This window comes from Halorussus marinus, from assembly GCF_004521895.1.
Taxonomy (GTDB): domain Archaea; phylum Halobacteriota; class Halobacteria; order Halobacteriales; family Haladaptataceae; genus Halorussus; species Halorussus marinus.
The window spans coordinates 54,630-81,242 of record NZ_SBIR01000002.1 but is presented as its reverse complement, the minus strand read 5'-3'; the positions used below and the strand labels follow the sequence as shown (position 1 = coordinate 81,242).

Sequence of the window (26,613 nt, the reverse complement as noted above, 5' to 3'; positions counted from 1 at the left end):
GAGCAAACACCACGACCCTACCGAACCGGGTGTCTCGGGTCCGGTCTCGCTTCCAGACAGCGACTCCGGACTCCCTTACACCTAGTCGGCTTTCGCCTGCCAGCTCCGGAGCCGGTCTTCGCTCACGCCCTGCACTTCCGACGCCACCGTCTCGACCTCGGCGTCTTTCAGGTCGTCGACGCTCTCGATGCCCGCGGCTTCGAGCTTCTCGGCGGTCTTCGCGCCGATGCCGTCGAGGCTCTCGAGGTCGGTGCCCGACTCGCTGTCGCGGGCCTGAAACTCCCGGTAGTTGCAGATCGGACAGCCCAGTTCCCACGGCTCGTCGCCGTTGTGGACCACCAGCTCGGGCAGGTCGTGTTCCTCGCACCGCTCGTCGGTGACCTCGATGTCGCCCCGACGGGGGAGCGGCAGCGAGTAGTCGCAGTCGGGATAGCGCGTACAGCCCACCAGCCGCGAGCCGTTCTGGAGGTGCTTGATGGCGAGTTCGCCGCCGTGTTCGTCGGCGCAGTCCGGACACTCGCCGATGACCTCGTCGTCGGCCTCGTCGGCCTCTTCGGCCTTGCAGAGTGGACAGCCGTGGACGAACGTCTGGCGGCCCGCGAGCATCTTGACGTGGTGGAGGTCGTGGTCGTCGCAGGTCTCGTCGAGGATCAGCGGCTTGCCGGTGTTTGGCAACGGCAGGGTGTACTCACAGTCGGGGTAGCCGTCACAGCCGACGAAGTACGACCCCCGACGACTCTGGCGCACCAGTAGCTCCTCGCCGCAGTCGGGACACGGCCCGAGGGTCTTGTCGGCCTTCAGCGACTTCTGGAGCAGGTCGCCGACCTCCTCGCGGGAGTCCCGAAGCTCGTCGAACACCTGCTGGAGGTACTCGCGGGACTCGTCGGCCACCTCGTTCAGGTCGGCCTCGCCCTCCGCGATGGCGGTCATGTCGGCTTCGAGGTCGCTGGTCATCTCCTCGCTGACCACCAACTCGGCGTACTCCTCGGCGGCCTCCACGACCGCCTTCGCCAGCTGGGTCGGGCGCGGCGGGTCGCCCTCGACGTAGCCCCGGTCGTAGAGTTTCTCGACGGTGTTGTGGCGGGTCGACTTCGTCCCCACCCCAAGCTCCTCCATGGTCTCGATGAGCCGCGACTGGCCGTACCGCCGGGGCGGCTGGGTCTGTTTGTCCTCGATGCGGGCGTCGGTGATCGCGAGGGACTCGCCCTCGGTCACGTCCGGGACGTAGTTCTCGGTGCTGTTGAAGTAGGGGTAGACCGCGTGGTAGCCCTCTTCGAGCAGGCGCTTGCCGTTGGCCTTGAGCCGGTGGGTGTCGCCGTCGGCCTCGACGCCCGCGACGACCTTGAGGTGTTCCCACGTCGCCGACTCGGCCACCGTGGCGAAGAACCGCCGGACGACCAGCTCGTACACCTCCCACTCGTCGTCGTCGAGTTCGCCCTTCGTCGGGACGTCCTCGGTCGGGTGGATCGGCGGGTGGTCGGTGGTCTCCTCGTCGCCCTCGGTCGGTTCGATCTCGTCGGCCCCAAGCAGGTCCTCGGCGTCGTCGCCGAAGTGGTAGTCCCCGGCGAAGGCGTCGAGCAACTCCTCGGGGTCCAGATCGTCGGGGTACACCGTGTTGTCGGTCCGGGGGTAGGTGACGTACCCCGCGGTGTAGAGATCCTCGGCGATGCTCATCGCGCGCTGGGCCGAGTAGCCGAGGCTCCCGGCCGCCCGGATGAACTGGGTGGTGTTGAACGGCGCGGGCGGGTCGTCGGTCCGGGTCCGCCGCGAGACGCGCTCGACGATCGCCTCGGTCGCGGCTTCGAGCGCCTCGAAGGCGGTCTCGGCGGCCGCCTCGTCCCAGACGCGCTCGGCCTCGTTGTCGTCCTCGTCGAGATAGAAGTACTGGGACTCGAACTCGGCGGTCTCCTCGTCGGTCTCTTTCAGGAGGTCGGCGAACAGCTCCCAGTAGTCCTCGGGGTCGAACGCCTCGATCTCGCGCTCTCGGTCCACGATGAGCTTGAGGGTCGGGCTCTGGACGCGCCCGACGGAGATGAAGTCCTCGCCGAGCTGGCGGGCCGAAAGCGAGAGAAATCGGGTCAGGGCCGCGCCCCAGATGAGGTCGATCTCCTGGCGGGCCTCGCCCGCGGCCGCGAGGTCGAAATCGAGCTCGTCGGGGTCGGCGAACGCGTCGACGACCTCGTTTTCGGTGATCGAGGAGAACCGGACCCGCCGGATCGGCACGTCGTCGTTGGCCTCCCGGACGAGCTCCCAGGCCTCCTTGCCGATGAGTTCGCCCTCGCGGTCGTAGTCGGTCGCGATGGTGACCTGATCGGCGTCCCGGGCCAGCAGTCGGAGGGTGCGGACGATGTTCTCCTTGGTGGCTTTCTTCTCGATTGGCGCGTCGATGAGCTCGACCGGTTCGACGTCGCGCCAGTCGTTGTACTCGTCGGGGAAGTCGACCCCCACGACGTGGCCCGACAGCCCGATGCATCGCTTGCCGCCCCACTTGTAGACGTTGACGCCGTTTCGCCGCTCGGCCTCCGCCGACTCGCCGCTCAAAATCGCGGCGATGCGCCGGGCGGCGTTGTCCTTCTCGGTGATTATCAGCTCCATGCCCCACCTCCGGTCGGCTCGCGTCGCCCGGCGCGAAGGCCCGCCGGGGGTCGCTGGTCGGTCATCGTGTTCCCGGTAGGACAACAGACCGCCTAAAGCTTTCGCCGCGAGAAATCGCAAGCGGGCGGCGGGACAGACGCGCTCACGCGCGGGTCCGCCGCGGGCGCCTGACGCGTGGCGACCGGCCGCTCGCGACCCCCGCGACGCCGACCGCGACTCCCGGCAGGTCCGACGGGGAACCCGCGCGTTTAAGAACTGATCGCCCGATTGACCACTGAGTAGTGTCCGAGAGCACCGACAGCCGCGTCGACATGACGACCGGAGCGATCACGCCGAAACTGACGAGCCTCGCGTGGCCGCTGGTCGCGGGCAACCTCCTCCAGACGTTCTACAACCTCGCGGACATGTTCTGGGTCGGCCGAGTCAGCCCCGAGGCGGTCGCGGCGGTCTCGCTGATGTTCCCGACCTCGTGGATGTTCGTCTCGGTGGCGATGGGACTGACCGCGGCCTCGGTCGCGCTGGTCTCCCAGCACGTCGGCGCGGGCAACGACCGACAGGCCGACAACGTCGTCGCTCAGACGCTGTTGCTCACGGTCGCGGTGTCGGTGACGCTGGCGACGGCCGGCTACACGTTCCGCGAGCCCCTCGTCACGCTCGTCGGCGCGCGCGGGGAGGTCTACACCGCGGCGCTCGCCTACATCGAGGTGCTTTTCGTCGCGATCCCGTTCACCTTCCTCTTTTTCGTCTTCCGGGCGGTGCTCCGGGGCGCCGGCGACACCAAGACCGCGATGTGGCTGATGGTGTTTTCGGCGGGGCTCAACGTCGTGCTCGACCCCTTCCTGATCCTCGGGTACGGCCCGTTCCCGGCGTGGGGCACTCGCGGCGCGGCGGTGGCGACCCTGATTTCGCGGGTCCTCGTCGCGATCGTGGGCGTCTACATCCTCGTCAAAGGCGAGTGGGGCGTCCGGCTCCGGCTGGCGGATCTCCGGCCCGACTGGCCGGTGCTCAAGAAGCTCGTCACCGTCGGCTCGCCCGCGACCGTCGACGGCGCGGCCCGGAGCTTCGCCGCGGTCGCGATGGCGGCGCTGGTCGCCCGGTTCGGGCCCATCCCGACCGCGGCCTACGGGGTCGGCGTCCGGCTGATGTCGGTGTCGTGGACCGTCTCGGGCGCGGTCGGACAGGCGGCCGCGACCGGCGTCGGCCAGAACCTCGGCGCCGACACCCCCGACCGGGCCGCTGAGGTGACCTGGAAGGCGACCGCGGGGACGATGGCGGTGCTGTTCGGGGCCGGCGGGCTCATGTTCGCCTTCCCCGGGGCGGCGATGCGGATCTTCATCGGCGACCCGGCGGTCGTCGCCGAGGGCGTGCGGTTTCTGCGCATCATCGGCCCGTTCCTCGCCTTCTTCGGCGGGCTGATGGTCGTACAGGGCGGGTTCCGGGGCGCGGGCGACACGCTGGTCGCGATGGCCCTATCGTTCCTCTCGCGGTGGGTGCTCCGGATCCCGCTCGCGGTGCTGTTCGCCTACGGCGGGACGGTCACCGTCGCGGGGCTCACCCTCTCGGGGTTCGGCTGGGGGGTCACCGGCCTCTGGTGGTCGTGGGCGGCGTCGGCGATCGGGTCGTTCGTGGTCGGCGTCCTGTGGTTCGCGCTCGGCCGGTGGAAACGCGGCGTCGTGGAGAAGGAGCCGGCGGCCACGCCCGGCGACTGAGGACTTAAATCGGAAGGCGCGGCCACCTCGTCGCGTGATCTGACAGCACGCCGCGACAGGGTCGAGACGGGAGCGCGGCGCGCCCCTCGCGGTCCGAGAACCGACGCGTCGCCCGTCCGCTACTCGTCGAGGCGCTCGCGCAACAGCCCGTTGACCGACCCGGGGTCGGCGCTCCCGCCGGTCTTCTGCATCACCTGCCCGACGAGGAAGTTGAGCGCGCCGTCCTCGCCGGCGTGGTAGTCCTCGACCGCGTCGGGGTTCTCCTCGATCGCGGCCGCGACGGCTCCCTCGACGGCGCCCTCGTCGGCCTTCCCGAGCCCCTCGCGGTCGATGACGGTCTCGGGGTCGTCGCCCTCGTCGAGCATCTCGCGGAGGACGACCTCCTCGGCGTTCTTCGTCGTTATCTCCCCGTCGGCGACCAGTTCGACGAGTCGCTTGAACTCCCCGAGCCGGTCGGCGACGTCGGTGATCGCCATGTCGCGGTAGTTGAGTTCGCCGAGCAGGTTGTCCGCGACCCACGTCGCCGCGAGGTCGGGGTCGTACTCGCCGGCCACGTCCTCGTAGAAGTCCGCGACCTGCTTCGTCGAGGTGAGCTTGCTCGCGGCCTCCGCGCTCAGGCCGTACTCCTCGCGGAACCGCTCGCGGCGGGCGTCGGGGAGTTCGGGAATCTCCAGTTGTTCCTTCCAGTCGCTGACCCGCAGGGGCGGCAGGTCGGCCTCCCGGAAGTACCGGTAGTCTTTCTCCTCTTCCTTCGAGCGCATCGAGACGGTGATGCCTCGCGACTCGTCCCAGTGGCGGGTCTCCTGGGCGACCTCGCGGCCGCGCTTGACCGCGTTCTTCTGGCGGGTCGCCTCGTAGGACAGCGCCTTCTCGGCGCCCTTGTGGCTGGAGATGTTCTTGACCTCGGTGCGGTTTGCGTCTTCGAGGGCCTCGTCGCTGATCGCGCCGTCGTCGATCTCCTCGCCGGGCACCACGCTGAGGTTGGCGTCGATCCGGAGGCTCCCGTCGCGCTGGCTGTCGAACACGCCGAGGTACTCGAGCACCTCTTCGAGCTTCGCGAGGAACGCCCGGACCTCGGCCGCGCCCCGGAAGTCGGGCTCGGTCACGATCTCCATCAGCGGGACGCCCGCGCGGTTGTAGTCGACCAGCGTGTAATCGGCGGTGTCGATGCTCCCGCCCTCGTGCTGGAGGCTCCCGGGGTCCTCTTCGAGGTGGGCGCGCCGGATGCCGACGGTCCTGCGCTCGCCCTCGACCTCGACTTCGAGCTCGCCGTCCTGACAGATCGGCGCGTCGTACTGGGTGATCTGGAACCCCTTCGGGAGGTCGGGGTAGAAGTAGTTCTTCCGGTGGAACGCCGTCTCCGCGGGGACGTCGGCGTCGATGGCCTTCCCGACCTTCACCGCCGACTCGACGGCCGCCTCGTTCAGGACGGGGAGCGCTCCCGGCAGGCCGAGACACACCGGACAGGTGTGGGTGTTGGGCTCGTCGTCGGCCACGTCGGTCGAACAGCCACAGAAGATCTTCGTGTCGGTCTCCAGCTGGACGTGGACCTCCAGTCCGATGACGACCGCGAGGTCCTCCTGCTGGACAGCCTGAGCAGTCATTACCCGGCCGTTCGGGGTGTGAGCGTTAAAAGGCTACGGGAGCGAGCGGGCGGCTCCGAGCCGACCCCGGTCTGCCACAGCGTTTTGACCGCGCGGCCCGTATCGCCGGGCGTGACCGACGACACCCCTTCGCTGTCGCCCGAGGAGCTGTACGACACGCTCGCTCGCGGCGATCCCGTCCACCTGCTCGACGTCCGAAATCGCGACGAGTTCGAGGCGTGGCGGATCGCGGGCGAGACCGTCACGGCGACGCAGGTCCCCTACTCGGAGTTCGCCGCCGCGAAGGCCCGCGGCGAGATCGACGAGTTCGCGGCCGACCTCGACCTCGACTCGCCGATGATCGCGGTCTGTCCCCGCGGCGAGGTCAGCGCGACCGTCGCCGACCACCTCCGGGCGGCGGGGATCGACGCCCGGAACCTCGCCGGCGGGATGCACGGCTGGGCCCGGGTGTACGTCGCCAGCGAACTCCCGGCGGCGTCCGCGGATGCGACGGTCGTCCAGTACGACCGACCGGCGAGCGGCTGTCTGTCGTACCTCGTCGTCTCCGGCGGGGCGGCCGCGGTCGTCGACCCGCTCCGGGCGTTCGCCGACCGGTACGTCGCCGACGCCGAGGCTCGGGGCGCCGCGGTGACCCACGCCGTCGACACCCACGTCCACGCCGACCACCTCTCGGGCGTTCGGACGCTCGCCGAACGCGACGGCGTCGAGGCGGTTCTCCCGGCGGGCGCCCGCGACCGGGGGCTGGCGTTCGACGCGCGCTTGCTGGCTGAGGGCGACGAGCTCCGGGTCGGCGACGCGACCCTCACCGCGCTCCACGCCCCGGGCCACACCACTGAGCTCACCGCGCTCAGACTCGGCGACGCGATCTTCACCGGCGACGCGCTGTTTCTCGACGGGTTCGGCCGCCCGGACCTCGAACGCGGCGCCGACGGCGCCGCCGACCTCGCCGAATCGCTGTACGACACCCTCCGGGATCGACTGTTCGCGCTCCCCGACGAGACGGTGGTCGCGCCGGGCCACCGATCGCCCGACGCGCCGGTCGGTTCTGGGGAGGCCCACGCCGCGGCGCTCTCGACGGTTCGGGAGCGGATCTCGCTGGCCGCCGACCGCGAGGCGTTCGTCTCGCGGGTGACCGACTCGCTTCCGCCCCGACCCGCCAACTACGAGCGGATCATTCCGGCGAACCTCGGGACCGAGCGCGTCGACGACGAGGCGGCGTTCGAACTCGAACTCGGGCCCAACAACTGCGCGGTCACCCCGGACTGAGACCGGCGAACCGCGACCGCAATCCCTTCATTCTCGCGGGCCGTTCCGGAGGTATGGAACTCGACCCGGACGAGCTGTCCTCGCTCTACCGGACGCTGGCCGGTGCGGTGGTCCCGCGCCCGATCGCGTGGGTCAGCACGACCACCTCCGACGGCGTCGACAACCTCGCGCCGTACAGCTTCTTCAACGTCGTGTCGGTCGCGCCGCCGGTGGTGATGTTCGCTCCGGTGAACGACGACGACGCCCCGGAGGGGCTCAAAGACACGCCCCGGAACGTCCGGGCGACCGAGGAGTTCGTCGTCAACGTCGTCACCGAACCGCTCGCCGAGTCGATGAACGCCACGAGCGCGACCCTCCCCGCCGGCGAGAGCGAGTTCGACGACACCGGCCTCGCGCGGGCCGACTCCCGAACGGTGACGCCCCCGCGGGTGGCCGAAACTGACGTGGCCTTCGAGTGTTCGCTGTACGAGATGGTCGCCGTGGGCGACTCGACGATGATTCTCGGCGAAGTCGAGTGGGTCCACGTCGCCGACGAGGTGACGACCGACGGCAAACTCGACACCACGAAGCTCGACGCGGTGGGGCGGCTCTCGGGGAGCCGCTACACGACGATCGAGGACCAGTTCGCGCTGGAGCGACCCCCGTAAGCATGATCGGAGCCGACGCCGTCGACCGATCCGACCCCGTGACCGTCTCGCGCCTCGCCGACGACCTCCGGTCGCTCGGTGTTCGTGAGGACGACACCCTGCTGGTCCACTCGTCGCTGTCCTCGCTCGGGTGGGTCCCCGGGGGCGCTCGGGCGGTCGTCGACGCGCTGTTTGACGCCGTCTCAGCGGCGGGGACGCTGGTGATGCCGACTCACTCGCCCCAGTACGCGGACCCGACCGACTGGGAGAACTCGACGGCTCCCGACGGCGCGTCCGGCGGGATCCGGACCTCGATGGCGCCGTACCGCCCCGACGTGTCGCCGACCCGCGGGATGGGCGCGATCCCCGAGACGTTCCGGTCGTCGCCCGGCGTCGTCCGGAGTCGCCACCCCATCTACTCGTTCGCGGCGCGAGGCGCGGACGCAGACGCCGTCGTCGCCGACCACGCCTACGACGGCGGACTCGGGGAAAAATCGCCGCTCGCGGCGGTGTACGACCGCGGTGGGTCGGTGCTACTGCTCGGGGTCGGTCACGACAGCGACACCTCGCTCCACCTCGCCGAGCACCGCGCGCGGTTCGACCAGACGGTGTTGAGCGACGGCGCGCCCGTCCTGCTCGACGGCGAGCGAGCGTGGATCGAGTTCGAGCGCCCCGACTACGACGGCGGCGACTTCGCGGACCTCGGTCGGGCGTTCGAGCGCGATCGGCCGGACGCGGTCGCTCGCGGGCGAGTGGGCCACGCCGAGGCGCGACTTCTCGACCAGCGCCCGCTGGTCGAGTACGCGGTCGAGTGGTTCGAGAGAACTCGTCGGTGATCAGTCGTCGTCGGCCGCGGGCGCCTCGCTGGCCGCCGCCTCGTCGTCGATGCTCGGCGGGTACTTCCCGCGGTCGAGCACCAGATCGCTCTGCGGGCGGGCCATGCAGGTCAGCGCGTACGACTCGGCCTCCTCGTCGGTCAGTCCCCGGGCCGCGGGCTGGGTCACCTCTCCCTCGACGATCTCGGCCGAACACGCCAGACACATCCCGACCCGACAGGAGTACTCCTGGGCGATGCCCTCCTCGATACAGCGGCTCAGGATCGTCTCGGTGTCCGAGACCTCGACGGTCTCGCCCGTCCCGGCGAACTCGACGGTATAGTCGGCCATACTCCGGAGTAGACAACTCCGACACTTCACTCTTTATTCCCGGCGACCGCGTCGCGTCGGCTCGCGCCCGACAGATTCCAAATTCCGCGTATAAAGAGTTTTGCCCCCTGCGTCTCGTACCCGAAGGTATGGCTACTCACGAGCACGACGTCGTCGTCGTCGGCGCGGGAACGGCCGGCTGTTACGCCGCCGCCACCGCCAGCGACGCGGGCTACGATGTCGTCGTCGTCGAGCGGAAGGACGAGGAGGAGGCGGGCCACATCGCCTGCGGCGACGCGCTCAAGGGCGCCGACGCCTTTCCCGAGGCCATCCCGAAGTCCCAGTTGGCGTCGTCGTTCACCAACACCGACGTCGACCACGGCCGGTTCGAGATCCCACAGGAGGACACCGTCCTCGAGATCCCGGTGCCGGGCGAACTCGCGGTCATCGACCGGTGGGAGTACGGTCGGTCGATCATCGAGGGTGCCGAACGCGCCGGCGTCGAGTTCCACTACGACACGGTCGTCAAAGACGTGACCCAGCGCGAGGACGGTCGGGTCACGGGCGTCCGGGGCAAACGCGACGGGAGCGTCCAGCGGTACAACGCCGACGTGGTGGTCGACGCCGCCGGCTCGCTGTCGATCCTCCAGGACAAGGCCGACCTCGACCAGAGCACGTTCGACACCAACGTCACCTACTCGCAGTTCTGCTCGGCCTACCGCGAGATCGTCGAAGTCGAGGAGCCGGTCGAGTGGTCGGACGCGCTGGTGTTCAAGCCGACCGAACGGGCGGCGGGCTACCTCTGGTACTTCCCGCGGACCGAGACCGAGATCAACGCCGGGCTCGGCTTCCAGATGAACGAGGAGCCGATGCACCTCGTCGACGACCTCAAGCGCGACCTCCGCAATCGGCCGGAGTTCGCGGGCGCGACGGTCGAGGACAAACTCGGGGCGGCGCTCCCGACCCGCCGGCCCTACGACTCGGCGGTCGCGCCCGGGTTCGTGGCGGTCGGCGACGCGGCCGGCCACGTCAACCCCACTACCGGCGGCGGGATCGCGGGCGCGGCCTACGCCGGCAAGTACGCCGCCGAGGCCGCGATCGACGCGATCGAGGACGGCGACGTCGGCGAGGACGCCCTCTGGGAGTACAACGAGCGCGTCATGGACCACTTCGGCGCGCGCTACGCCGGCCTCGACGTGTACAACGTCTTCTCGACCGCGGTCGACGTCGACGACCTCATGGGACTGCTCGGCGCGCTCCCCTCCGACAAGCTCGCCGAGGCGCTCTACTCGGGGAGCGCCAACGTCGGCTGGTGGCTCAAGGTCCAGACCGCGATCAAGTCCATCGGCCACTGGGACCTGATCTACGACCTCTACAAGACCAAGCGCCACGCCGACGACCTCATCGACCACTATCGGGACTACCCCTCCTCGCCGGACCGGCTCTCGGCGTGGCAGGCCCGCCGGGACGCGATCATGGACGACATCTACGCGACGACCGGCGCCGAGCCTAAATACTAACGACCTTTTGCTGCGGGCGGCGCCTGAACACGCCGCCCTTGCAAAAGCTCGATCAAAAACACGGCGTCACCGCCTCCCTCCCGCCCTCGCTTCGCTCGGGCGTTCGGTCGACGGTTCCTTGGTCCGCTCGCTCACTCCGTTCGCTCGCGGTGCGACTGCAGGTACTCAACGGCGGTTAGTCAGGCTGCTTCGAGAGTCGCTACTCCCGCTGCTCTCGCAGCGTCCCGATATGGTTCTCGATACGCTCTAGGGCCGCGTCCGCGTCCATATACCCCTGTTCGTACTCGCTAAACACCGTATCCGTCTCGCGGAGGAACTCGTCTACTGCGTCTTCGATGTCGCTCATACATCCACGAAGGCGAGTCGCCGAGAAAGGTCTGATGAAGTCGCGCCGCCTCGACAGTCCACAGTTACTCCAGCAATCGCACCGCGAGCGAGGGCGAAGCCCGAGCGAGCGGACCAAGGAACCCCCGAAGGGGGTGACGCAGTGTTTTTGATCGAGCTTTTGCAAGGGCGCGGCGCTCGTGCCGCGCCCGCAGCAAAAGGTCGGGCGGAAAGAGATTTACCGGGGGAGTTCGACCACCCGCTCATGAGCGACTGGGAGTGCGCCATCGACGGTTGCGGCGAGGAATTCGACGACGTCGAGGAAGCCATCGTCCACCAGACGACCGACCACAAGCGCCGCGAGTGCAAGGTGTGCGGGTCGGTCGTCCCCGACGGCTACTTCGCGATCCGGCACGCGTTCAACGAGCACTCGCGAGCGGAGTACGTCCGGGCCTACGGCGCGAGCGCGGCGGAGGTCCGCCAGCGCGAGCGCGCACGCGACGCCATCGAAGACGCGGCCGACCTCCAGCAGGTCGTAAACCGCCTCGACGAGGTGACCGGCGGGCTCTGACTCCGGTCGGCTCCGGCCGCGCCCGACTCGGGCGAGCGCCACCCTTTTTACCGTACGGCGGCGAACGGACACCCATGTACGTCCGGGACGCGAAAAACAGGGAGGAGGTCTGGCTGCTCGACCACATCGAGGAGATGGGGCTGGACGAAACCGCGTTCCGCTCGCGAGACTACGTGGTCGCCATCGACGAGGCGTCGGGCGAGAAGGCCGGGTTCGGCCGCATCCGCATCCACAAGACCGACGAGGGCGAGTTCTGTGAGCTCACCAGCATCGGCGTGCTGGACTCGTGGCGCCGGCAGGGCGTCGGCGCCCACGTCGTCGAGCGACTGGTCGAACACGCCCGCGATCAGTCGTTCGAGACCGTCTACTCGCTGACGAGCGCGACCGACTACCTCGCGCAGTTCGGCTTCGAGGGCGCCGATGCCGCCGACCTGCCCGAACGGCTCGTCGAGCGCCTCGAAACCAAACGCGAGAACCTCGACCCCGACGCAGTCGGGATGCGTCTCGCCGTCGCGGAGTTCGAGATGCCCGACCGGCTCCGCGAGCGGTTCAAAGGCGCCCAGCCGACCGACGACGACGGCGAGCCCGAGGAGTCGGCCGAGGACTTCGGCATCGACCCCGACTCCGCGACCTACAAGTACGACACCGGCGGGTGACCGCCCCGCCGGAGCCCACACATTCTTTCTGTCCGCGTCCCTCGGTCCGGCCATGCGCGAACACGCCGACGACCCGCCGATCGAGGAACGGATCGGGAACCCGCTCCGGGAGGCCGACCAGACCGTCGCGGTCGCGGAGTCGTGTACCGGCGGCCTGATCGGCTCGCTGTTGACCGACGTGGCCGGATCGAGCGACTACTTCGACCGGAGTCTCGTCACCTACTCGTACGACGCCAAGCGCCAGCACCTCGGCGTCTCTCGTGAGAGCCTCGACGAGTCCGGGGCGGTCAGCGAACCGGTCGCCCGCCAGATGGCCCGCGGGGTCCGGGACGTGGCCGACGCGACGTGGGGCGTCGCCACCACCGGGATCGCCGGGCCGACCGGCGGGACCGACGAGAAGCCGGTCGGGACCGTGTTCGTCGGCGTGGCGTACGCCGCCGACTGGGGCACCCAGGAGTCGTACGCGACCGTCTCGCGCTACGAGTTCGACGGCGACCGCCGGGCGATCAAAGAACAGATCGCTCGCCGGGCGCTCGAGGACCTCCGCGCCGAACTCCGATAGGGAAAACCTTGTCACCCCTCCGGCGAAGGCATCGGACATGCCCCCGCGACGCGACGACGAGGCGACGGAGGTCCGACCATGAACAAGGAGGGACACGTCCTGAACGCGGTGCTTTTGAGCATCGGACTCGGGTACATCATCTACCCGGCGGGCGACGTGCCGACGTTCCGGATGATCGCCGAGGTGTCGGTGCCAGTCGTGCTCGGCGCGCTGTTCCCGGACGTCGACACCGCGTTCGGCAAGCACCGCAAGACGCTCCACAACCTCCCGGTGTTGGCGGTCATCGCGGCCTACCCCGTCTACTTCGGTAATCTCCACTACGTCTGGATCGGCGTCGCCACCCACTACGTCCTCGACGTGATCGGGAGCAAGCGCGGTATCGCCCTCTTTTACCCGTACTCGAAGGAGTACAACCTCCCGGTCGGCGTCGCGGTCTCCAGCGACCGGGCGACCGCGGTGACCGTCGCGGTCACCGGTCTCGAACTCGCGGCCATCGCGGCGGTCGTCCACCTCGACGTGCCGGTTCAGGACATCACGACCGTCGTCGCCGGACTCGTCTGACCGCCGCGACGGACCCGCGGCGGCTCAGTAGACGCCCTCGAAGCGACCGTCGTACACGATGTGATCGGGGTGGGTGGGTTCGGTCCCCGAGAGGAACAGCCGATCGATCTTCTTCCAGGAGTTCTCCCACCCGAGGTGGGCGAACTCCGCGGCACACCGGAGCCGGTGGCCCAATCCCGTCCGGTGGACCACCCGGCGTTCGACGCCGTCTCTGAGCGCGTCGACGAGCGCCCGCGCCGAGTCGACCCGGCGGTCGAACTCGACCCACGCCTCGCCGATCGTCCGCCGGAGGTGGGCGTACGAGGAGGTGTACGCCGGGAGGTCGTACTCCCGAGCCAGCCCGCGGGCCCGCCGGTCGTGGTGTCGCCAGTGTTTGGGGTTGTACGCCTCGACCGCGTCGATCCGGTCGCGGTAGGCCGCCAGATCACCGGCGTCGAGACCAACCGTGAGAAACTCCGGGTGCGGGACCAGCACCGCGGCGTCCTGACGGTCGAACTCCGCCATCGCGTCGCCGAGCGAGATGAAGTCGGGCACCGGCTCCTCGAGCCCGAGCGCGAGGACGTGCTTGCGGTTGCGCCACGACCCGGTAAAGACCTCCCGGCCCGGGACGACGAGCAGGTCCTCGTCGGAGAACCGCCGGGCGCGCTCGCGGACGTCGGGGAGCCGGGTGAAGTGTGGCGCGTACGCTATCGCGTCGAGCCCGCGGGCTTTCGCCCGCTCGACGACGCCTTCGTCGAGCACCTTGACGTGCAAGTCCACCCGAAACGGGTCGGCCTCCGTCACGTCATCTCGTTTCGACACTTCGGTGATAACGATTCTGATTCGTGGAGTAAACTCCCCGCCGGTAGTCGACTGTGGTAGCAAGCCCTATCAATCCGGGCACCAACTCGACGGTATGGGAGGCGCAGACACGACGCTCCGACCGTTCCTGTGGCGCGCGGCCAACCTCTACCCCGACACCGAGATCGTCTCGCGCACCAACCGCGGGATCGAGCGCTACGACTACGCGACCTTCGAGGACCGCACCGCCCGCCTGGCGAACGCCCTCGACGCCGCCGGGATCGAGTCCGGCGAACGGGTCGCGACCTTCTGCTGGAACCACCACCGCCACTTCGAGACGTACTTCGGCGTGCCGAACTCGGGCCGACAGCTCCACACGATCAACCCCCTGCTTCCCGACCACCACATCGAGCACATCGTCGAGAACGCCGACGACCGACTCATCTTCGTCGACGCCTCGCTGGTCGAAAAGCTCGAAGGCGCGGCCGACTCGGCGGCGTTCGACGGCGTCGAGCAGTTCGTCGTGATGGACGAGGAGGTGCCCGACACCGACCTCGCGCCCGTGACCGACTACGAGTCGTTCGTCGGCGACGAGTCGACCGACTACGACTGGCCGAGCCTGTCGGGCGACACGCCCGCCGGGATGTGTTACACCTCCGGCACCACCGGCGACCCGAAGGGCGTCGAGTACACCCAGCAGATGCTGTGGGGCCACACGATGGCGTCGCTGACCCCGCAGGGACTCCAGTTCGACGAGTCGGACGTCATCATGCCGGTCGTCCCGATGTTCCACGTCAACGCGTGGGGGATGCCGTACTCGGCGACCGCCGCCGGCGCCACCCACGTCTACCCCGGCCCGTCGCCGGACCCCGCCGATCTGGCCGACCTCATCGAGTCCGAAGGGGTCACCTTCACCGCGGGCGTCCCGACGGTGTGGCTCGGACTGCTGGAGTACCTCGAAGACAACGACGCCGACATCTCGTCGCTCGAAACCATCGTCATCGGCGGGAGCGCCGCCCCGAAGTCGGTCATCCGGCGGTTCGACGAGGAGTACGACGTCGAGGTGCTCCACGCGTGGGGGATGACCGAGACCGCGCCGATCGGCAGCGTCTCCCACCTCAAAGACGGCATGGAGGAGTGGGACGCCGACAGCCGGTACGACAAGCAGGGCAAACAGGGGCTCATCGTGCCCGGCCTCGAGTTCAAAGTCGTCGACGACGACGGCACGGAGGTGCCGTGGAACGGCGAGGACTTCGGCGAACTCTACATCAAGGGGCCGTGGGTCACCCAGTCGTACTTCAAACGGCCCGAGGCCAACGAGGAGGACTTCGAGGGCGAGTGGCTCAAGACCGGTGACGTCGTGACCGTCGACGAGGACGGTTACATCAACATCGTCGACCGCGCCAAAGACGTGATCAAGAGCGGCGGCGAGTGGATCTCCTCGCTCGAACTCGAGAACGCGCTGATGGCCCACGACGACGTGGCGGAGGCGACCGTCGTCGGCGTCCCCCACGAGCGCTGGCAGGAGCGGCCGGTCGCGTTCGTCGTCCCGACCGCGGGCACCGATCAGGAGACGCTCAAAGACGAGCTACTGGCCGCGATCAGCGAGGAGTACCCCCGGTGGTGGGCGCCCGACGAGGTCGTGTTCATCGAGGAGGTCCCCAAGACCGCGACCGGCAAGTTCGACAAGAAGGTGTTGCGCGACCAGTACGACGACCACTCGCTCGTCGACGGGGCGGTCCCCGAGGAGGCGGCCCCCGACGAGGAGTCCGAGTAGCCCCGAGCTATTTCACGTCGCGGTCCCTTCGTCCGGTATGGAGTTGCTCTCCGCGGACGTCGTTCCGGAGTACGCCCGAGACGTCAAACAGGAGGCCCGCGAGTTCGCCGACGAACACGTCGCGCCCAACGCCGAGGAGTGCTTCCGGGCGGGCGAGTACCCGTGGGACGTGCTGGAGGCCGGCCGGGACGCCGGCCTCGTCGCACAGGACATCGGCGAGGAGTACGGCGGCCGGGGCCTCGACGTCGTCGAGATGCTCGCGGTCGCCGAGGAGTGGTTCCGGGCCGACGCGGGGATCGCGCTGTCGCTCCAGCTCGCGAGCTTCGGCGCCGAGATCGTCGAGAAGTACGGCACCGACGAGCAAAAAGAGGCGTACCTCCGGCCGGTCGCAGAGGGCGACCAGCTCACGGGACTGGCGGTCTCCGAGCCCGAAACCGGGAGCGACCTCTCGGGGATGGAGACGACCGCCGAGAAAGACGAGGACGCCGACGAGTGGGTCCTGAACGGCGAGAAGTACTGGATCGGCAACGGCGTCGAGGGCGACTGGCTCACCGTCTACGCCCGGACCGGCGAGGACCCCGACAACCGCTACGGCAACCACTCGCTTTTCATCGTCCCGACCGACGCCGACGGGTACGACGCCGAGCACATCCCCGAGAAGATGGGGATGCGCGCGAGCAAGCAGGCCCACATCGTCTTCGACGACTGCCGGATCCCGGCCGACAACCTCGTCGGCCACGAGGGCGCCGGGTTCATGATGCTCGCCGAGTTCTTCAACTTCGGTCGCGTGGTCGTCTCGGGCCACGGGCTCGGGCTCGCGGCGGCCGCCATCGAGGAGGCGTGGTCGTTCGTCCACGACCGCGAGCAGTTCGGCCGCACCATCGCTGACTTCCAGGCGGTCCAGCACGGCCTCGCCGACATGCAGATCGAGTTCGAGTCCGCCCGCGCGCTGGCCTACCGGGCCGCCCAGAAGGTCCGGGACGGCGAGAACGCCGGTCGGTGGGCCGCGATGAGCAAGGTGAAGGCGACCGAGACCGCGACCGACTGCGCCGAGCAGGGGATGCAGTTCCACGGCGGGCGCTCGATCCTGACAGACCGGCGGATCGCACGGGTGTATCGGGACGTTCGCATCCCGGTTATCTACGAGGGCGCAAACGAGATCCAGCGAAACCTCGTGTATCGGCAGTCCTGAGACTTTTGTCGGTGGGGTGTGAGGTCCCTGCCATGCGCGCAGTCTGTTTCGACCTCGACGGAACGCTCGTCGAACTCCCGGCGGACTTCGAGTCGGTCTTCGAAACCGCCCTCTCGGACGCGGGCGTGAGTCCCGACTCCGACTACCACGAGTACTACACCGAGGTGTTCTTCGAGTACCTCGAGGAGTGTCACCCCGAACCCACCCGGGCGGCGATGGCCGACCTCTGCGAGGAGTTCAACTTCGTGGCCGACTTCGACGAGCTCGCGTCGGCCTACGTCGATCGGGAGGTCGACGCCGCCCAGCCCCGGCCGGGCGCCCGCGAGGCGCTCGACGCCCTCGACTGCCCGACGGCCGTGCTGACCAACGGCTCCGAGCGGGTCCAGCGCCGGAAGCTCGACCGGTACGGCCTCGCCGATCGGCTCGACGCGGTCGTGGTTTCGGGCGACGTTGGCGCGGCCAAGCCCGACCCCGAGATCTTCGCGGCGGCCAGAGACGAACTGTCGGCCGACGAGTACGCCTTCGTCGCCGACGACCTCGAACGCGACGTGCTCCCGGCGCAGGCCGCCGGCTTCGCCGGCATCTACCTCGCCGAGGACCCCGCGGACGGCGCAGATCGAGCCGACGCCGTCGTCGAGTCGCTCCGTGAGGTCCCGGAAGTGCTCGATCGAGTGTAACAGCAGTTGGTGATACGGTTTTATTCAGTTTGCAGTTCGTGAATGACTCCGTGGTTTTGCTCGATACGTGGTGCGAGTCGGTCACGACTTGTTCAGAGAGAATCAAGGGACACCACTCTTATTGATTCTCCAATAGAAAGTGGAGATATGAACTCTATTGTACTAACGGCTATATCCATCATTGTGGCTCTTTTCCTCGGATTCACCGTCTCCTTTGTCGTTGGCCCCGACCCAACAGGTATTCTCCCAGTCGTCGTAGGAGTCGTTCTGACTGGAGTATTGATACCTGTTTTTTACTTCGGAATCCAGCGGCTATTCACACCAAACGAGAGTTCGACGTGACCGATACACCCTCTGCATCTATCCGGGGTTACACTGGAAGTTCTGAATAAAAAAATGTAATACTATCGACTGGTATTTTTCACCAGCCAGCGCAGATTCGAAACTCTATGGGGACGTAGAGGTCACACCGCGAGCGAACGGTGAGCGAGCGGACCAAGGAACCGTCGAACGAGCGCCGCAGGCGCTCGTGAGGCGGTGACGGCGTCTGCGTGAGCAAAGCGAACGCAGGCTCGGGAGAGCTTCGCTCTCCCGGCGGTTTTCATGAACGTTTTGCAAGGGCGCGGCGCTCGTGCCGCGCCCACAGCAAAAGGTTCTACTGGAACATCCGAAGCGGCTGGGCCTGCGAGCTCTCGTCGGGGTCGGCCTCCTGCATCCGCTGGGCGAGTTGCTCTTTCTGGTCGCTGATCTCCTCGGCGCGGTCGACGAGGTCCTCGGTCGCGACCTCGACGCCGGTCAGCGGCGCGATGCCGTTCTCGATCAGGATGTGGGCGGCCTCCGGATCCGGGAACTGCGGATCGCTCTCGACGACCAGTCCCACCGCGTCGAACCCGCGGACGCCGGCCTCGTGGAGGAGCGCGCCGGTCGGGCCGCTGACGGCGCCGCGCTCGCTCGGGCGGCCGATGTCGTTGTCGTCGAGCCGTCCGGCCCCGTCGCCGGTGGCGACCCCGTACAGCGACGGAACGCGGTCGGCCTCCTTCTCGCGGGGGAGCCCGCTCATGTAGATCGGCGTGGCGTCGTTGTCGTCGAGCCACTCCGTGACGCAGTTCGCGAAGTCCGCGGCCGCCGAGGCCGAGACCGGCACGTCGCTCTGGAGCGCGAGCAGGTCCCGGTCGGCGTCGGCGTACACCCGGACCGGCGGGCGGACCTCGCGGCTCCCCGACTCGTAGACCGAGATGCGCGGCAGGCCCTCACACTCCAGACTGGCGTAGTAGGTCATATCGAGCGTCTCGACGAGGTGGTCGGTCGCGAGCTTGCCGACCAGCCCGACGCCCGGCAGTCCTTCGACCATCGTCGGGCTGTCGAGATCGACGTCCTCATCGTGTACGGTGACGTGCGCCATACCGGCCCATTGGACCAGCGAGCGCATAAAGGAGGGGGCCGGCTCGCTGGCGCGTCGCACGGACGGCGCGGTCGAGCGGGCTATCGGTTCACGAGCTCGTAGGGGTCGGCCCCCTCGGGGAGCGGAGAGTCGTACTCCGCGTCGGCGGTGCGGTCCTCGAACTCCGCCCGGGCCTCGGCCAGCAGTTCGTCGTCGTCGAGCAGGTCGTACAGCGTTCCGGCGATCACCTTCGCGGCGAACTCCATCCCGCCGGTGCCCAGATCCGCGCCCGCCGCGACCGCCTGCCACGAGTGAGCCGGCGTGCCGACCGGCCACGTCGCCGCCTGGAACCGACCGAGCGGGACGTTCCACGACACGTCGCCCGAGTCGGTCGAGTACGACCCCGTCACGCCCTCGTCGACGGCGTCGATCGGTTGGGTGAACATCGCGGCGTCGTCGGCCTCCTCGCGGCGGTCTTCGGGGAGCTGTGCGAGCGCGCCGTCGACGTCGCCGAGCGTCTCCCGGAGCTCCGCGGCGAACGCGGCCTGCTCGTCGTCGAGGGGAAACTCCGCGTCCGCCATGTTCTCCCGGATGGCGTCCCCGAGCGCGTGATTGGGGAGGACGCCGTACATCCCGCTGGTCTTGGTGGTGTCGAGGTCGGTCTGGGTCATCAGGGCCGCGCCCTCGGCGACGTCCCGAACCCACTCGCTGATGCGTTCGACCTGTTCGCGCTCGGGCGCCCGGACCAGATACTCGACGCTGGCCTGGGGCGGGACCACGTTCGCGGCGTCGCCGCCCTCGGTGATCACGTAGTGGATCCGGGCGGCGTCGGGGACGTGTTCGCGCATGTACTCGACGCCCGTGTTGAGCAACTGGACCGCGTCGAGCGCCGACCGGCCCGCCTCCGGGGCGGCCGCGGCGTGGGAGGACTCGCCCTCGAAGGCGAACTCGAAGGAGTCGACCGCGAGACACGACCCCTTCCCGGGGGCATTGTACCAGCCGGGGTGCCACGAGACGACCGCGTCGACGTCGTCGAACGCGCCGTCCCGGACCATGTACACCTTGCCGCCGCCGGCCTCCTCGGCTGGCGTGCCGAAGAAGACGACGCTCCCCGAGAGGTCCCCGCGCTCGATGGCGCGCTTGACCGCGAGCGCGCCGCCGAGGCTCCCGACGCCGAAGAGGTTGTGACCACAGCCGTGGCCCGGCTCGCCCTCCTCGATCGGCTCGCGCTCGGCGGTCGGCCGCTGGCTCAGACCGGGGAGCGCGTCGAACTCGCCCATCGTCCCCACCACGGGGTCCTCGTCGCCGTAGCGGGCGACGAACGCGGTCTCGATGCCGCCGACGCCCGCCTCGACGTCGAAGCCCTCCTCGCGGAGCACCGACTGGAGGCGCTCGCTCGACTCGGTCTCCTGCAGGGCGACCTCCGGAGTCTCCCAGATCTCTCGGGAGACCGAACGGAGTCGCTCGCGTTCGGATTCGATCGTCTCGAACAGCTCTCGCTTTGGCATGCGTTAGCTCTGTCCGAGCGTCGACAAAAGCGTTCGCCCACCGGCAGGCGGGACCCGGCGGCGGACGGAGAACGGGGCCGATCTCAGAACAGCGCGTCGTCTTCGGGGAGTATCTCGGCGGGACCGCCGGCCTCCCAGACCATCGTCTCGACGCCGCAGTCGGCGACGACGTCCTCGACGCGGTCGACGTGGTCGGCGGTCGTGTTGACGTAGACGCTCGCGCCCGTGTCGGTCGAGAAGTACACCGGCACGCCCTCTTCTCGGAGTTCGCGCACGGCGTCGAAGATCTCGATGGTCTCGGGCTTCCAGTACACCCACCCGGAGGGCCCGGTCATCGTGGTCGCCGCCAGCGACAGCGAGTCGTGCTCGGCGGTCTCGAACACCCGGTCGAAGTCGCCGGCCCGGAGCGCGTCCCGGACCGTCGCGAGCTGGTCGTGGATGTGGGCGAGTCGGGCCTCGAACATGTGGCTGTCGGCGGCCTCGCGGTGGGCGTGTTCGGTCTCTTTGTACGCCGGCACCAGCCCCGCGACGATGCGGAGGTCGTCTTCGAGCGGCGAGTCGAGGCGCTCGGACCGGCAGTCCTCGTCGTTGAGCCCGGCGTGGAGGTCCGAGAACCCGCCGGTGACCGCGCGGGCCGCCGACGACGACCCCCGGCGCGCGATGGTCGAGATCTCGGGGAGCGTGAGATCGAGGTCGGCCGCCTCGGCGAGCGCCCGCGCCGCGGCCGCGAACCCCGACGACGACGAGCCGAGCCCGACGTTCGACGGGAAGGAGTTTTCGCTCTCCAGCCGGACCGGGTAGTCGGCGTGGTCGGCCTCGGCGAGCTCGCGAACCCGAGCGACGACGCTCGCGACCCGGTCGGCCTCGTGGTCGGCCAGTTGCTCGCCGCCGACGACGAAGGTGTCGCCCTCGAGGTCGGGGTCGAACTCGACGGTGGTCTTCGTGTGGCTCGGTGCGGTGCAGACGCTGATCGAGTCGTGGTACGGGAGCCTGAGCTGCTCGTCGCGCATCCCGTGGTACTTGACGAGGCCCTGGATCGGGTGGGCCTTCGCGGTCGCCTTCATGCGTGGACAGGTGTGGGGTCGGCGGTTAAAACTCTCGGAACGTCGGTCGGGAGCGAACGGCGGTTAGTGAGCGTGTTCGAATGGCGGTTGGTGTTGTTATTCTCACACTCCGGTCGAAGTGACGCTCGGCTCGTTTCCTCGCGTTCGGAACGATCGTTCGACGTTCGAGACGGACCCGGTCGCTCGGCGTTCCAAACGGACCTCTCGACGCCGCGTCTCGGGGCCGACGAACAAGATTCAAACCGCGCCCACCCCACCACGACAGTATGGGAACGCAACTCGACACGCGCGAGGCGCAGGTCGAGGAGGTCCTCGACCGCCTCTACGACGCCTACCCCGACTCGACCATCTCGCTGAACTTCTCGAACCGGCTCGAACTCCTCGTCGCCGTGATCCTTTCGGCGCAGTGTACAGACGAGCGCGTGAACAAGGAGACCGCCCATCTGTTCGAGAAGTACGAGATGGTCGAGGACTACGCGAACGCCGACGTCGACGAGCTCTCGGAAGACCTCAATTCGATCACCTACCACAACAGCAAGGCCGACTACATCAAGACCTCGGCCCAGCTGATGCTCGACGAGCACGACGGCGAGGTCCCGGACACGATGGACGAGCTCACCGACCTCAAGGGCGTCGGGCGCAAGACCGCCAACGTCGTCCTCCAGCACGGCCACGACGTCGTCGAGGGCGTCGTGGTCGACACCCACGTCCAGCGTATCTCCCGACGGCTCGGCATCACCGACGAAGAACGACCGGAGGCCATCGAGCGGGACCTGATGGAGATCGTCCCGGAAGACGACTGGCAACAGTACACCCACCTGTTCATCAGCCACGGCCGGGCGACCTGCACCGCGCGCAACCCCGACTGCGCCGACTGCGTCCTCGAAGACGTCTGTCCGTCCTCGAAGCTCGACGGCGACGTCGACCTCGCCAGCGGCGAGAAGTGGGCGTAGGCCGCCCGGGCCGTCTCGCTCGACTTGGCCCCTCGTCGGGCACACGTTACTTGTGCCGTCGTCCCGTTACCGGAGAGACACCAATGGGGAAGACAACGATCCGGGAGTATCTCGTCGTCGGCGTCCTGTCGTTCGCTTCGGCGGGGCTCGCGGTCGTCGTCCGCGAGGTCACCGGCGAGTGGCCGGGCGCGATCGGGCCGTGGATCGTCGGCGCGTTCGCGCTCGTCGGGGTCGCCTTCGTGGGCGCGTACCTGAACGGTCGCACCGGCGGCCCGACTCCGTCCTGACGCCGCGGTCGCTCGCGGACGACGAGAAAGGCGGGGCGAGGAGCTCTCACCCGTACAGCACGTACTCGTTGAGGTAGCGGGCCACGCCCACGACCCACGCCAGCAACCAGAACACCACGTAGCCGGCGACGCCCATCCGGAGGCGGGCGCGCCACGCGCCCATGTTCTCGTGGAGTTCGTCGATGTCGACGTCCGTCTCGGGGTCCTCGTAGAGGTCGTGGCGGTGTTTGACCTGAAAGATGCGGACGATGCCGGTCAGCGCGAGGACGAGCATCGCGTACGCCTGGAGGCCGAGGAAGACGTGGAGCGCGGTCAACCCCCCGACCTGATTCAGAAAGCGGGGCGCCATCCAGGTCACGACGGGGACCGTCGTCAGCGTCAGGCCCACCGCGATGTACTTGAGGTGGTGGACCAGCACGTCCCACGTCACCGTCTCCTGATTCAGGATGTACCACGCGCCGTAGAGGTAAAACGGGAGACTCGCGGTGACGAGGATGGCGACGGCGCTCGCAACTATCGCGTCGCTGACCATGCGCGGCGGTTAGGAGCGAGCGCGGTTAAGCGACCCGAAAGCGGTTCCGGCGGGCTCGCGGCGACAGAGTTAATTCCCTTCCACCCAGTCGTCACGTACGACCGACTGACATGCCGGAACTCACCGCGATCTGCGTCGACCCCGACGAGTCGGAGCGTGCGGCCACGCTCGAACGCCTCGGGGCGGCTATCGACGACGCCGCGCTCGTGGCCGCCGGTTCGATCGAGGCGGCCGTCGCGGCGTGTCGGAACCACGCTCCCGACTGCGTCGTGACCGAGTACGACCTCCCCGACGGCACCGGGCTAGAGCTCGTCTCGCGGATCCGAGAGATCGCCCCCGACACGGGGTGTGTGCTTCACACCGCCGTCGACCGCGAGACGGTCGTGGCGAACGCCCCCGACGACGTCGTCGTGGAGTACGTCGACAAGAGCGCCGAGACCGCGAGCGTGCGGCTCGCGCGACTCGTTGACGCGACCGCGCGGTTCCGAACCCAGACCGCCTACCCGCTCCCGAAAGACGAGTCTGCTCGGCTCGCCGCGCTCGACAGCTACGACCTCGACGCCGACGACCTGCGGGCCGACGTCGAGCGACTCACCTCGCTCGCCGCGCGCCACTACGGCGTCTCGACGGCGTCGATCAACATCATCGACGAGAGCCAACAGGACTTTCTCGTCTGTCACGGCGCCGACTGGACGCCCACCGACCGCGAGGACGCCATCTGCACCTACACCATCGTCGACGACGGCTCGGTGACGGTCATCGAGAACGTCGCCGAGGACCCGCGGTTCGCGGACAACGAGACGCTCGAATCCATGGGGATCCGGTCGTACATGGGCGCGGACCTGACGACGCCGTCGGGCGAGACGATCGGGACCTTCTGTGTCTACCACGACGAGCCCCGGAGCTTCGACGACGACGATCGGGCGTACCTCCGGACGCTCTCGACCGTCGCGATGCGACTGATCGAACTTCACGACGACGACGCGGGAGGTGACACGCGATGAGTCGCAGTTCGGATCGACCCTACGAGTTCGGCCCCGACCTCCCGCTCGCGGCGGTCGACCCCGGGACCAACATCCTCGTGGCCGGGTCGACGATGGGCGGCGCCCGCGACCTCGCGCTCCGACTGGTCACCCGGGGCAACGACGCGGCCGAGGGGATGTTGATGGTCTCGACCAACAGACACTGCGAGAAACTGCTGGGCGACTGCGATCGGCTGTGTCCCGATCTGGACCGAAGCAAGTTCGGGCTCCTCGACTGCCTGAGCGACCAGCACGGCCCGAAAGACCTCCCGGTCCGGATGGCGACGGTGTCGAACCCCAGCGACCTCACCGGGATCGGGATCGAGTTCTCGGGGCTCTACGAGTCGCTGTACCAGGAGGCGACCGACCGCGTCCGGGCGGGACTGTACTCGGTCTCGACCCTGTTGATGTACTCGGACCTCCAGACGGTCTCGCGGTTCGTCCACACTCTCGGCGGCCGCATCGCCGCCAGCGACGGCCTCGGCGTGTTTCTCATCGACTCGACCACGCAGGACGAGCGCGTGGTCAACACGATCACGCAACTGTGTGACGGCCGAATCGACGTCCGCGAGACCGACGGCACGTCCGAACTCCGCGTCAGGGGGCTCGGCGGCCAGCCCGCGACGTGGACCGAGTTCTGATCGACCGTCCCGACCAGCCTCGCCGAGACAGAAGCGTTTAGCCGCTCGAAACCCAACCATCGACCGATGGCCGACCCCGAGAGCGAGTCGTCGCGCGAGGACCCGCCCGGCGAGAGCGCGGGCGACCGATCGGTCCCCGAGACCGACGACCGCGCCGAACTCCGCGACGAGGTCGAGCAGAAGTACGATTTCGAGGAGTTCGGCCCCCGCGACATGGCCGAGATGTCCTACGAGGAGTGGGAGGCGGCGTTCGACCACGACTCGTGGATCACCGGCGAACGGCTCCTCGACCGCGTGGCGGCCGACCTCGAAACCCGGGTCGCCAAGCGAGACGTGTTCGCGGTCACCGAACGCATCGAGCGCGACGGCGAGGACCAACTGCTCGCATACTCCGACGAGGGGTACGCGGTGGTCTACCCCGACGGCACCGTCGAGGGCAGCGGGACCGTCCTCCGAGACGTGAAGCCGTCAATCGCGCTCGCGTCGATGGAGAGCTACGAGGTCCCCGACCCGCCCGAGGGCGGCGCGCTTCCCGAGCCCACCGAGGTCCCGGAGGGATCGGGCGAACTCGGCAACAGACTGATGCAGATCATCGCGGCGGTCCACCTCCTCGCGGGGGTGGCACTGCTGGTCGCCTGGGTTCCGCTCGCGCTCCCGCTCGTCGCCGGGGTCGCCGGATTCGGCTTCCTCCTGTTCGGCGGGTTCGTCTTCCTGCTGGTCGCGAACGCGCGTCTCTCCGATCGGTTCCGATCCGAGGAGTACCGCAACCGGCTCCGGGCGGTCGGGGTCGAAGACGGCGAGCGCCCCGCGTTCCTCCCCGACGAGGACGCCGAGGAGGCGACCGGCGACGCCCCGGTCGGGCCGAACGACGCGGGCGTCTCGTCGGAACCCCGAGACGGCAACTGAGCCCTCGCTGGCCGGGCTCGCGGCCGAAACTCCCGTCCGGCGGCATCGGTGGCTTTAAGCAAGTCCTGCCCTGAGTTCGAACTGTATGAAGAGGCGGGACTTTCTGACGGCAGCCAGCGGTGTTGCTGGCGGAACTGCCGCGGGAGCGGCGACTGCGGGCGCACAAGAGACGACCACGTCCGCCGGTGACACCACGACTGCCTCCGGAAACGAGACGATGACGACGACCGCCAACGGGACCGCGGAGGGGACTCAGTCCGGCGGGGGCGCGGCCGGCGGCGGACCGACCCAGGAGGTCACGGTCGGCCCCGGCGGCGACCTCGTGTTCGAACCGGCCGAACTGACGATCGCGCCGGGGACGACCGTCCGGTGGGTCTGGGACTCGGACAACCACAACGTGGTCCGATCGAGCCAGCCCGAGGGCGCGGACTGGGACGGCACCGAAGGCGGCGACAGCGAGACGTACAACACCGGCCACGAGTACAGCCACACGTTCACCGTCGAGGGCACTTACGAGTACTACTGTACGCCCCACCGGAGCGCGGGGATGGTCGGGAGTATCACGGTCCAAGAAGGTGGCGGCGGTGGCGGCGGTGGCGGCGCGGCCGCCGAGCAGGACCCCGAACACATGGGGGTCCCGATTCAGGCTCACTTCGTCGGCATCGCGACCATCCTGATGATCATCGTATCGCTCGTCTACACGTTCTTCGTGGTGAAGTACGGCGAGTCGCCACACACCGAGGGAGGTAACTGA

At 68.7% G+C, this 26,613-nt stretch carries 28 protein-coding genes; 19 read left to right on the top strand and 9 right to left on the bottom strand.

The features are described 5' to 3' along the window. Positions 1-81: 81 nt before the first annotated feature. Positions 82-2,595 (bottom strand): DNA topoisomerase I, encoded by a 2,514-nt coding sequence (locus EPL04_RS02645; RefSeq protein WP_134669171.1) that lies wholly within the window; start codon positions 2,593-2,595, stop codon positions 82-84. A 311-nt stretch (positions 2,596-2,906) separates the two neighbouring features. Here EPL04_RS02645 and EPL04_RS02640 point away from each other — a divergent pair, with 311 nt between their 5' ends. Further along, positions 2,907-4,304, top strand: coding sequence for an MATE family efflux transporter (locus EPL04_RS02640; RefSeq protein WP_134669678.1), 1,398 nt, complete (start codon positions 2,907-2,909; stop codon positions 4,302-4,304). Positions 4,305-4,423: 119 nt separating this feature from the next. On the opposite strand, the gene gatB is transcribed toward EPL04_RS02640, so the two are convergent. Beyond that, positions 4,424-5,908: an Asp-tRNA(Asn)/Glu-tRNA(Gln) amidotransferase subunit GatB gene (gene gatB / locus EPL04_RS02635; protein WP_134669169.1), complete on the bottom strand. Its 1,485-nt coding sequence runs from the start codon at positions 5,906-5,908 to the stop codon at positions 4,424-4,426. A gap of 132 nt (positions 5,909-6,040) precedes the next feature. On the opposite strand from gatB, the gene EPL04_RS02630 reads away from it, so the two are divergent. Genes EPL04_RS02630 through EPL04_RS02620 form a run of 3 tightly spaced genes read left to right on the top strand, consistent with a single transcriptional unit; the run spans position 6,041 to position 8,636 of the window. Next, positions 6,041-7,174: an MBL fold metallo-hydrolase gene (locus EPL04_RS02630; RefSeq protein WP_134669676.1), complete on the top strand. Its 1,134-nt coding sequence runs from the start codon at positions 6,041-6,043 to the stop codon at positions 7,172-7,174. A gap of 53 nt (positions 7,175-7,227) precedes the next feature. Then, the gene (locus tag EPL04_RS02625; protein WP_134669167.1) at positions 7,228-7,821 is read left to right on the top strand and encodes a flavin reductase family protein; all 594 of its coding nucleotides are present in this window, start codon (positions 7,228-7,230) and stop codon (positions 7,819-7,821) included. Between the two features lie 2 nt (positions 7,822-7,823). After that, positions 7,824-8,636, top strand: a complete 813-nt coding sequence (locus EPL04_RS02620; RefSeq protein WP_134669165.1) for an aminoglycoside N(3)-acetyltransferase — start codon at positions 7,824-7,826, stop codon at positions 8,634-8,636. Here the strand turns inward: EPL04_RS02620 and EPL04_RS02615 are convergent, their stop codons facing one another. Beyond that, positions 8,637-8,966, bottom strand: a complete 330-nt coding sequence (locus EPL04_RS02615) for a 2Fe-2S iron-sulfur cluster-binding protein (RefSeq protein WP_134669163.1) — start codon at positions 8,964-8,966, stop codon at positions 8,637-8,639. Between the two features lie 128 nt (positions 8,967-9,094). On the opposite strand from EPL04_RS02615, the gene EPL04_RS02610 reads away from it, so the two are divergent. Continuing rightward, on the top strand, positions 9,095-10,465 hold the full coding sequence (locus tag EPL04_RS02610) for a geranylgeranyl reductase family protein (RefSeq protein ID WP_134669161.1): 1,371 nt from the start codon (positions 9,095-9,097) through the stop codon (positions 10,463-10,465). Between the two features lie 199 nt (positions 10,466-10,664). Here EPL04_RS02610 and EPL04_RS18585 read toward each other — a convergent pair whose 3' ends face one another. Then, a complete protein-coding gene (locus EPL04_RS18585; RefSeq protein WP_167599397.1) occupies positions 10,665-10,811 on the bottom strand; it encodes a hypothetical protein in 147 nt (48 codons plus the stop codon). 243 nt (positions 10,812-11,054) lie between these two features. Between EPL04_RS18585 and EPL04_RS02605 the strand changes: the two genes are divergently transcribed. The 4 genes from EPL04_RS02605 to EPL04_RS02590 all read left to right on the top strand — a co-directional run bounded on the left by EPL04_RS02605 (position 11,055) and on the right by EPL04_RS02590 (position 13,139). Continuing rightward, entirely contained in the window at positions 11,055-11,360 is a 306-nt protein-coding gene (locus tag EPL04_RS02605; RefSeq protein WP_134669159.1) for a DUF7565 family protein, read from the top strand. Between the two features lie 74 nt (positions 11,361-11,434). Beyond that, positions 11,435-12,016, top strand: coding sequence for a GNAT family N-acetyltransferase (locus EPL04_RS02600; protein ID WP_134669157.1), 582 nt, complete (start codon positions 11,435-11,437; stop codon positions 12,014-12,016). Between the two features lie 52 nt (positions 12,017-12,068). After that, complete coding sequence (locus tag EPL04_RS02595) at positions 12,069-12,578, top strand: CinA family protein (RefSeq protein WP_134669155.1); 510 nt, start codon at positions 12,069-12,071, stop codon at positions 12,576-12,578. A 78-nt stretch (positions 12,579-12,656) separates the two neighbouring features. After that, the gene (locus tag EPL04_RS02590; protein WP_134669153.1) at positions 12,657-13,139 is read left to right on the top strand and encodes a metal-dependent hydrolase; all 483 of its coding nucleotides are present in this window, start codon (positions 12,657-12,659) and stop codon (positions 13,137-13,139) included. Positions 13,140-13,163: 24 nt separating this feature from the next. Here the strand turns inward: EPL04_RS02590 and EPL04_RS02585 are convergent, their stop codons facing one another. Continuing rightward, positions 13,164-13,892, bottom strand: a complete 729-nt coding sequence (locus EPL04_RS02585) for a PHP-associated domain-containing protein (RefSeq protein WP_134669674.1) — start codon at positions 13,890-13,892, stop codon at positions 13,164-13,166. Positions 13,893-14,034: 142 nt separating this feature from the next. On the opposite strand from EPL04_RS02585, the gene EPL04_RS02580 reads away from it, so the two are divergent. From EPL04_RS02580 to EPL04_RS02565, 4 genes are all read left to right on the top strand, one after another. Continuing rightward, entirely contained in the window at positions 14,035-15,696 is a 1,662-nt protein-coding gene (locus tag EPL04_RS02580; protein ID WP_134669151.1) for a long-chain fatty acid--CoA ligase, read from the top strand. Between the two features lie 37 nt (positions 15,697-15,733). Next, positions 15,734-16,888, top strand: coding sequence for an acyl-CoA dehydrogenase family protein (locus EPL04_RS02575; RefSeq protein ID WP_134669149.1), 1,155 nt, complete (start codon positions 15,734-15,736; stop codon positions 16,886-16,888). A gap of 32 nt (positions 16,889-16,920) precedes the next feature. After that, positions 16,921-17,565, top strand: coding sequence for an HAD family hydrolase (locus EPL04_RS02570; RefSeq protein ID WP_134669147.1), 645 nt, complete (start codon positions 16,921-16,923; stop codon positions 17,563-17,565). A 147-nt stretch (positions 17,566-17,712) separates the two neighbouring features. Next, entirely contained in the window at positions 17,713-17,907 is a 195-nt protein-coding gene (locus EPL04_RS02565; protein ID WP_134669145.1) for a hypothetical protein, read from the top strand. 313 nt (positions 17,908-18,220) lie between these two features. Here the strand turns inward: EPL04_RS02565 and EPL04_RS02560 are convergent, their stop codons facing one another. The 3 genes from EPL04_RS02560 to mvaD form a co-directional block, all read right to left on the bottom strand. Next, entirely contained in the window at positions 18,221-18,967 is a 747-nt protein-coding gene (locus tag EPL04_RS02560; protein WP_134669143.1) for a proteasome assembly chaperone family protein, read from the bottom strand. Positions 18,968-19,047: 80 nt separating this feature from the next. Next, positions 19,048-20,454, bottom strand: a complete 1,407-nt coding sequence (locus EPL04_RS02555; RefSeq protein WP_134669141.1) for an amidohydrolase — start codon at positions 20,452-20,454, stop codon at positions 19,048-19,050. Between the two features lie 83 nt (positions 20,455-20,537). After that, positions 20,538-21,518, bottom strand: a complete 981-nt coding sequence (mvaD, locus tag EPL04_RS02550) for a phosphomevalonate decarboxylase MvaD (RefSeq protein ID WP_134669139.1) — start codon at positions 21,516-21,518, stop codon at positions 20,538-20,540. Positions 21,519-21,784: 266 nt separating this feature from the next. Here mvaD and nth point away from each other — a divergent pair, with 266 nt between their 5' ends. Both nth and EPL04_RS02540 read left to right on the top strand, forming a co-directional pair. Next, positions 21,785-22,471, top strand: a complete 687-nt coding sequence (gene nth / locus EPL04_RS02545) for an endonuclease III (RefSeq protein ID WP_134669137.1) — start codon at positions 21,785-21,787, stop codon at positions 22,469-22,471. An 83-nt stretch (positions 22,472-22,554) separates the two neighbouring features. After that, positions 22,555-22,758: a hypothetical protein gene (locus EPL04_RS02540; RefSeq protein WP_134669136.1), complete on the top strand. Its 204-nt coding sequence runs from the start codon at positions 22,555-22,557 to the stop codon at positions 22,756-22,758. A 46-nt stretch (positions 22,759-22,804) separates the two neighbouring features. On the opposite strand, the gene EPL04_RS02535 is transcribed toward EPL04_RS02540, so the two are convergent. Then, positions 22,805-23,290, bottom strand: a complete 486-nt coding sequence (locus tag EPL04_RS02535) for a DUF7321 family protein (protein ID WP_134669134.1) — start codon at positions 23,288-23,290, stop codon at positions 22,805-22,807. Between the two features lie 110 nt (positions 23,291-23,400). On the opposite strand from EPL04_RS02535, the gene EPL04_RS02530 reads away from it, so the two are divergent. The 4 genes from EPL04_RS02530 (at position 23,401) to EPL04_RS02515 (ending at position 26,613) form a co-directional block, all read left to right on the top strand. After that, positions 23,401-24,294 (top strand): GAF domain-containing protein, encoded by an 894-nt coding sequence (locus EPL04_RS02530; RefSeq protein WP_134669132.1) that lies wholly within the window; start codon positions 23,401-23,403, stop codon positions 24,292-24,294. After that, positions 24,291-24,953, top strand: a complete 663-nt coding sequence (locus EPL04_RS02525) for a DUF7504 family protein (protein ID WP_134669130.1) — start codon at positions 24,291-24,293, stop codon at positions 24,951-24,953. The genes EPL04_RS02530 and EPL04_RS02525 overlap by 4 nt, the downstream gene beginning before the upstream one ends. A 66-nt stretch (positions 24,954-25,019) precedes the next feature. Continuing rightward, on the top strand, positions 25,020-25,859 hold the full coding sequence (locus EPL04_RS02520) for a DUF7319 domain-containing protein (protein WP_244605523.1): 840 nt from the start codon (positions 25,020-25,022) through the stop codon (positions 25,857-25,859). A gap of 85 nt (positions 25,860-25,944) precedes the next feature. Next, the gene (locus tag EPL04_RS02515; RefSeq protein WP_134669128.1) at positions 25,945-26,613 is read left to right on the top strand and encodes a plastocyanin/azurin family copper-binding protein; all 669 of its coding nucleotides are present in this window, start codon (positions 25,945-25,947) and stop codon (positions 26,611-26,613) included.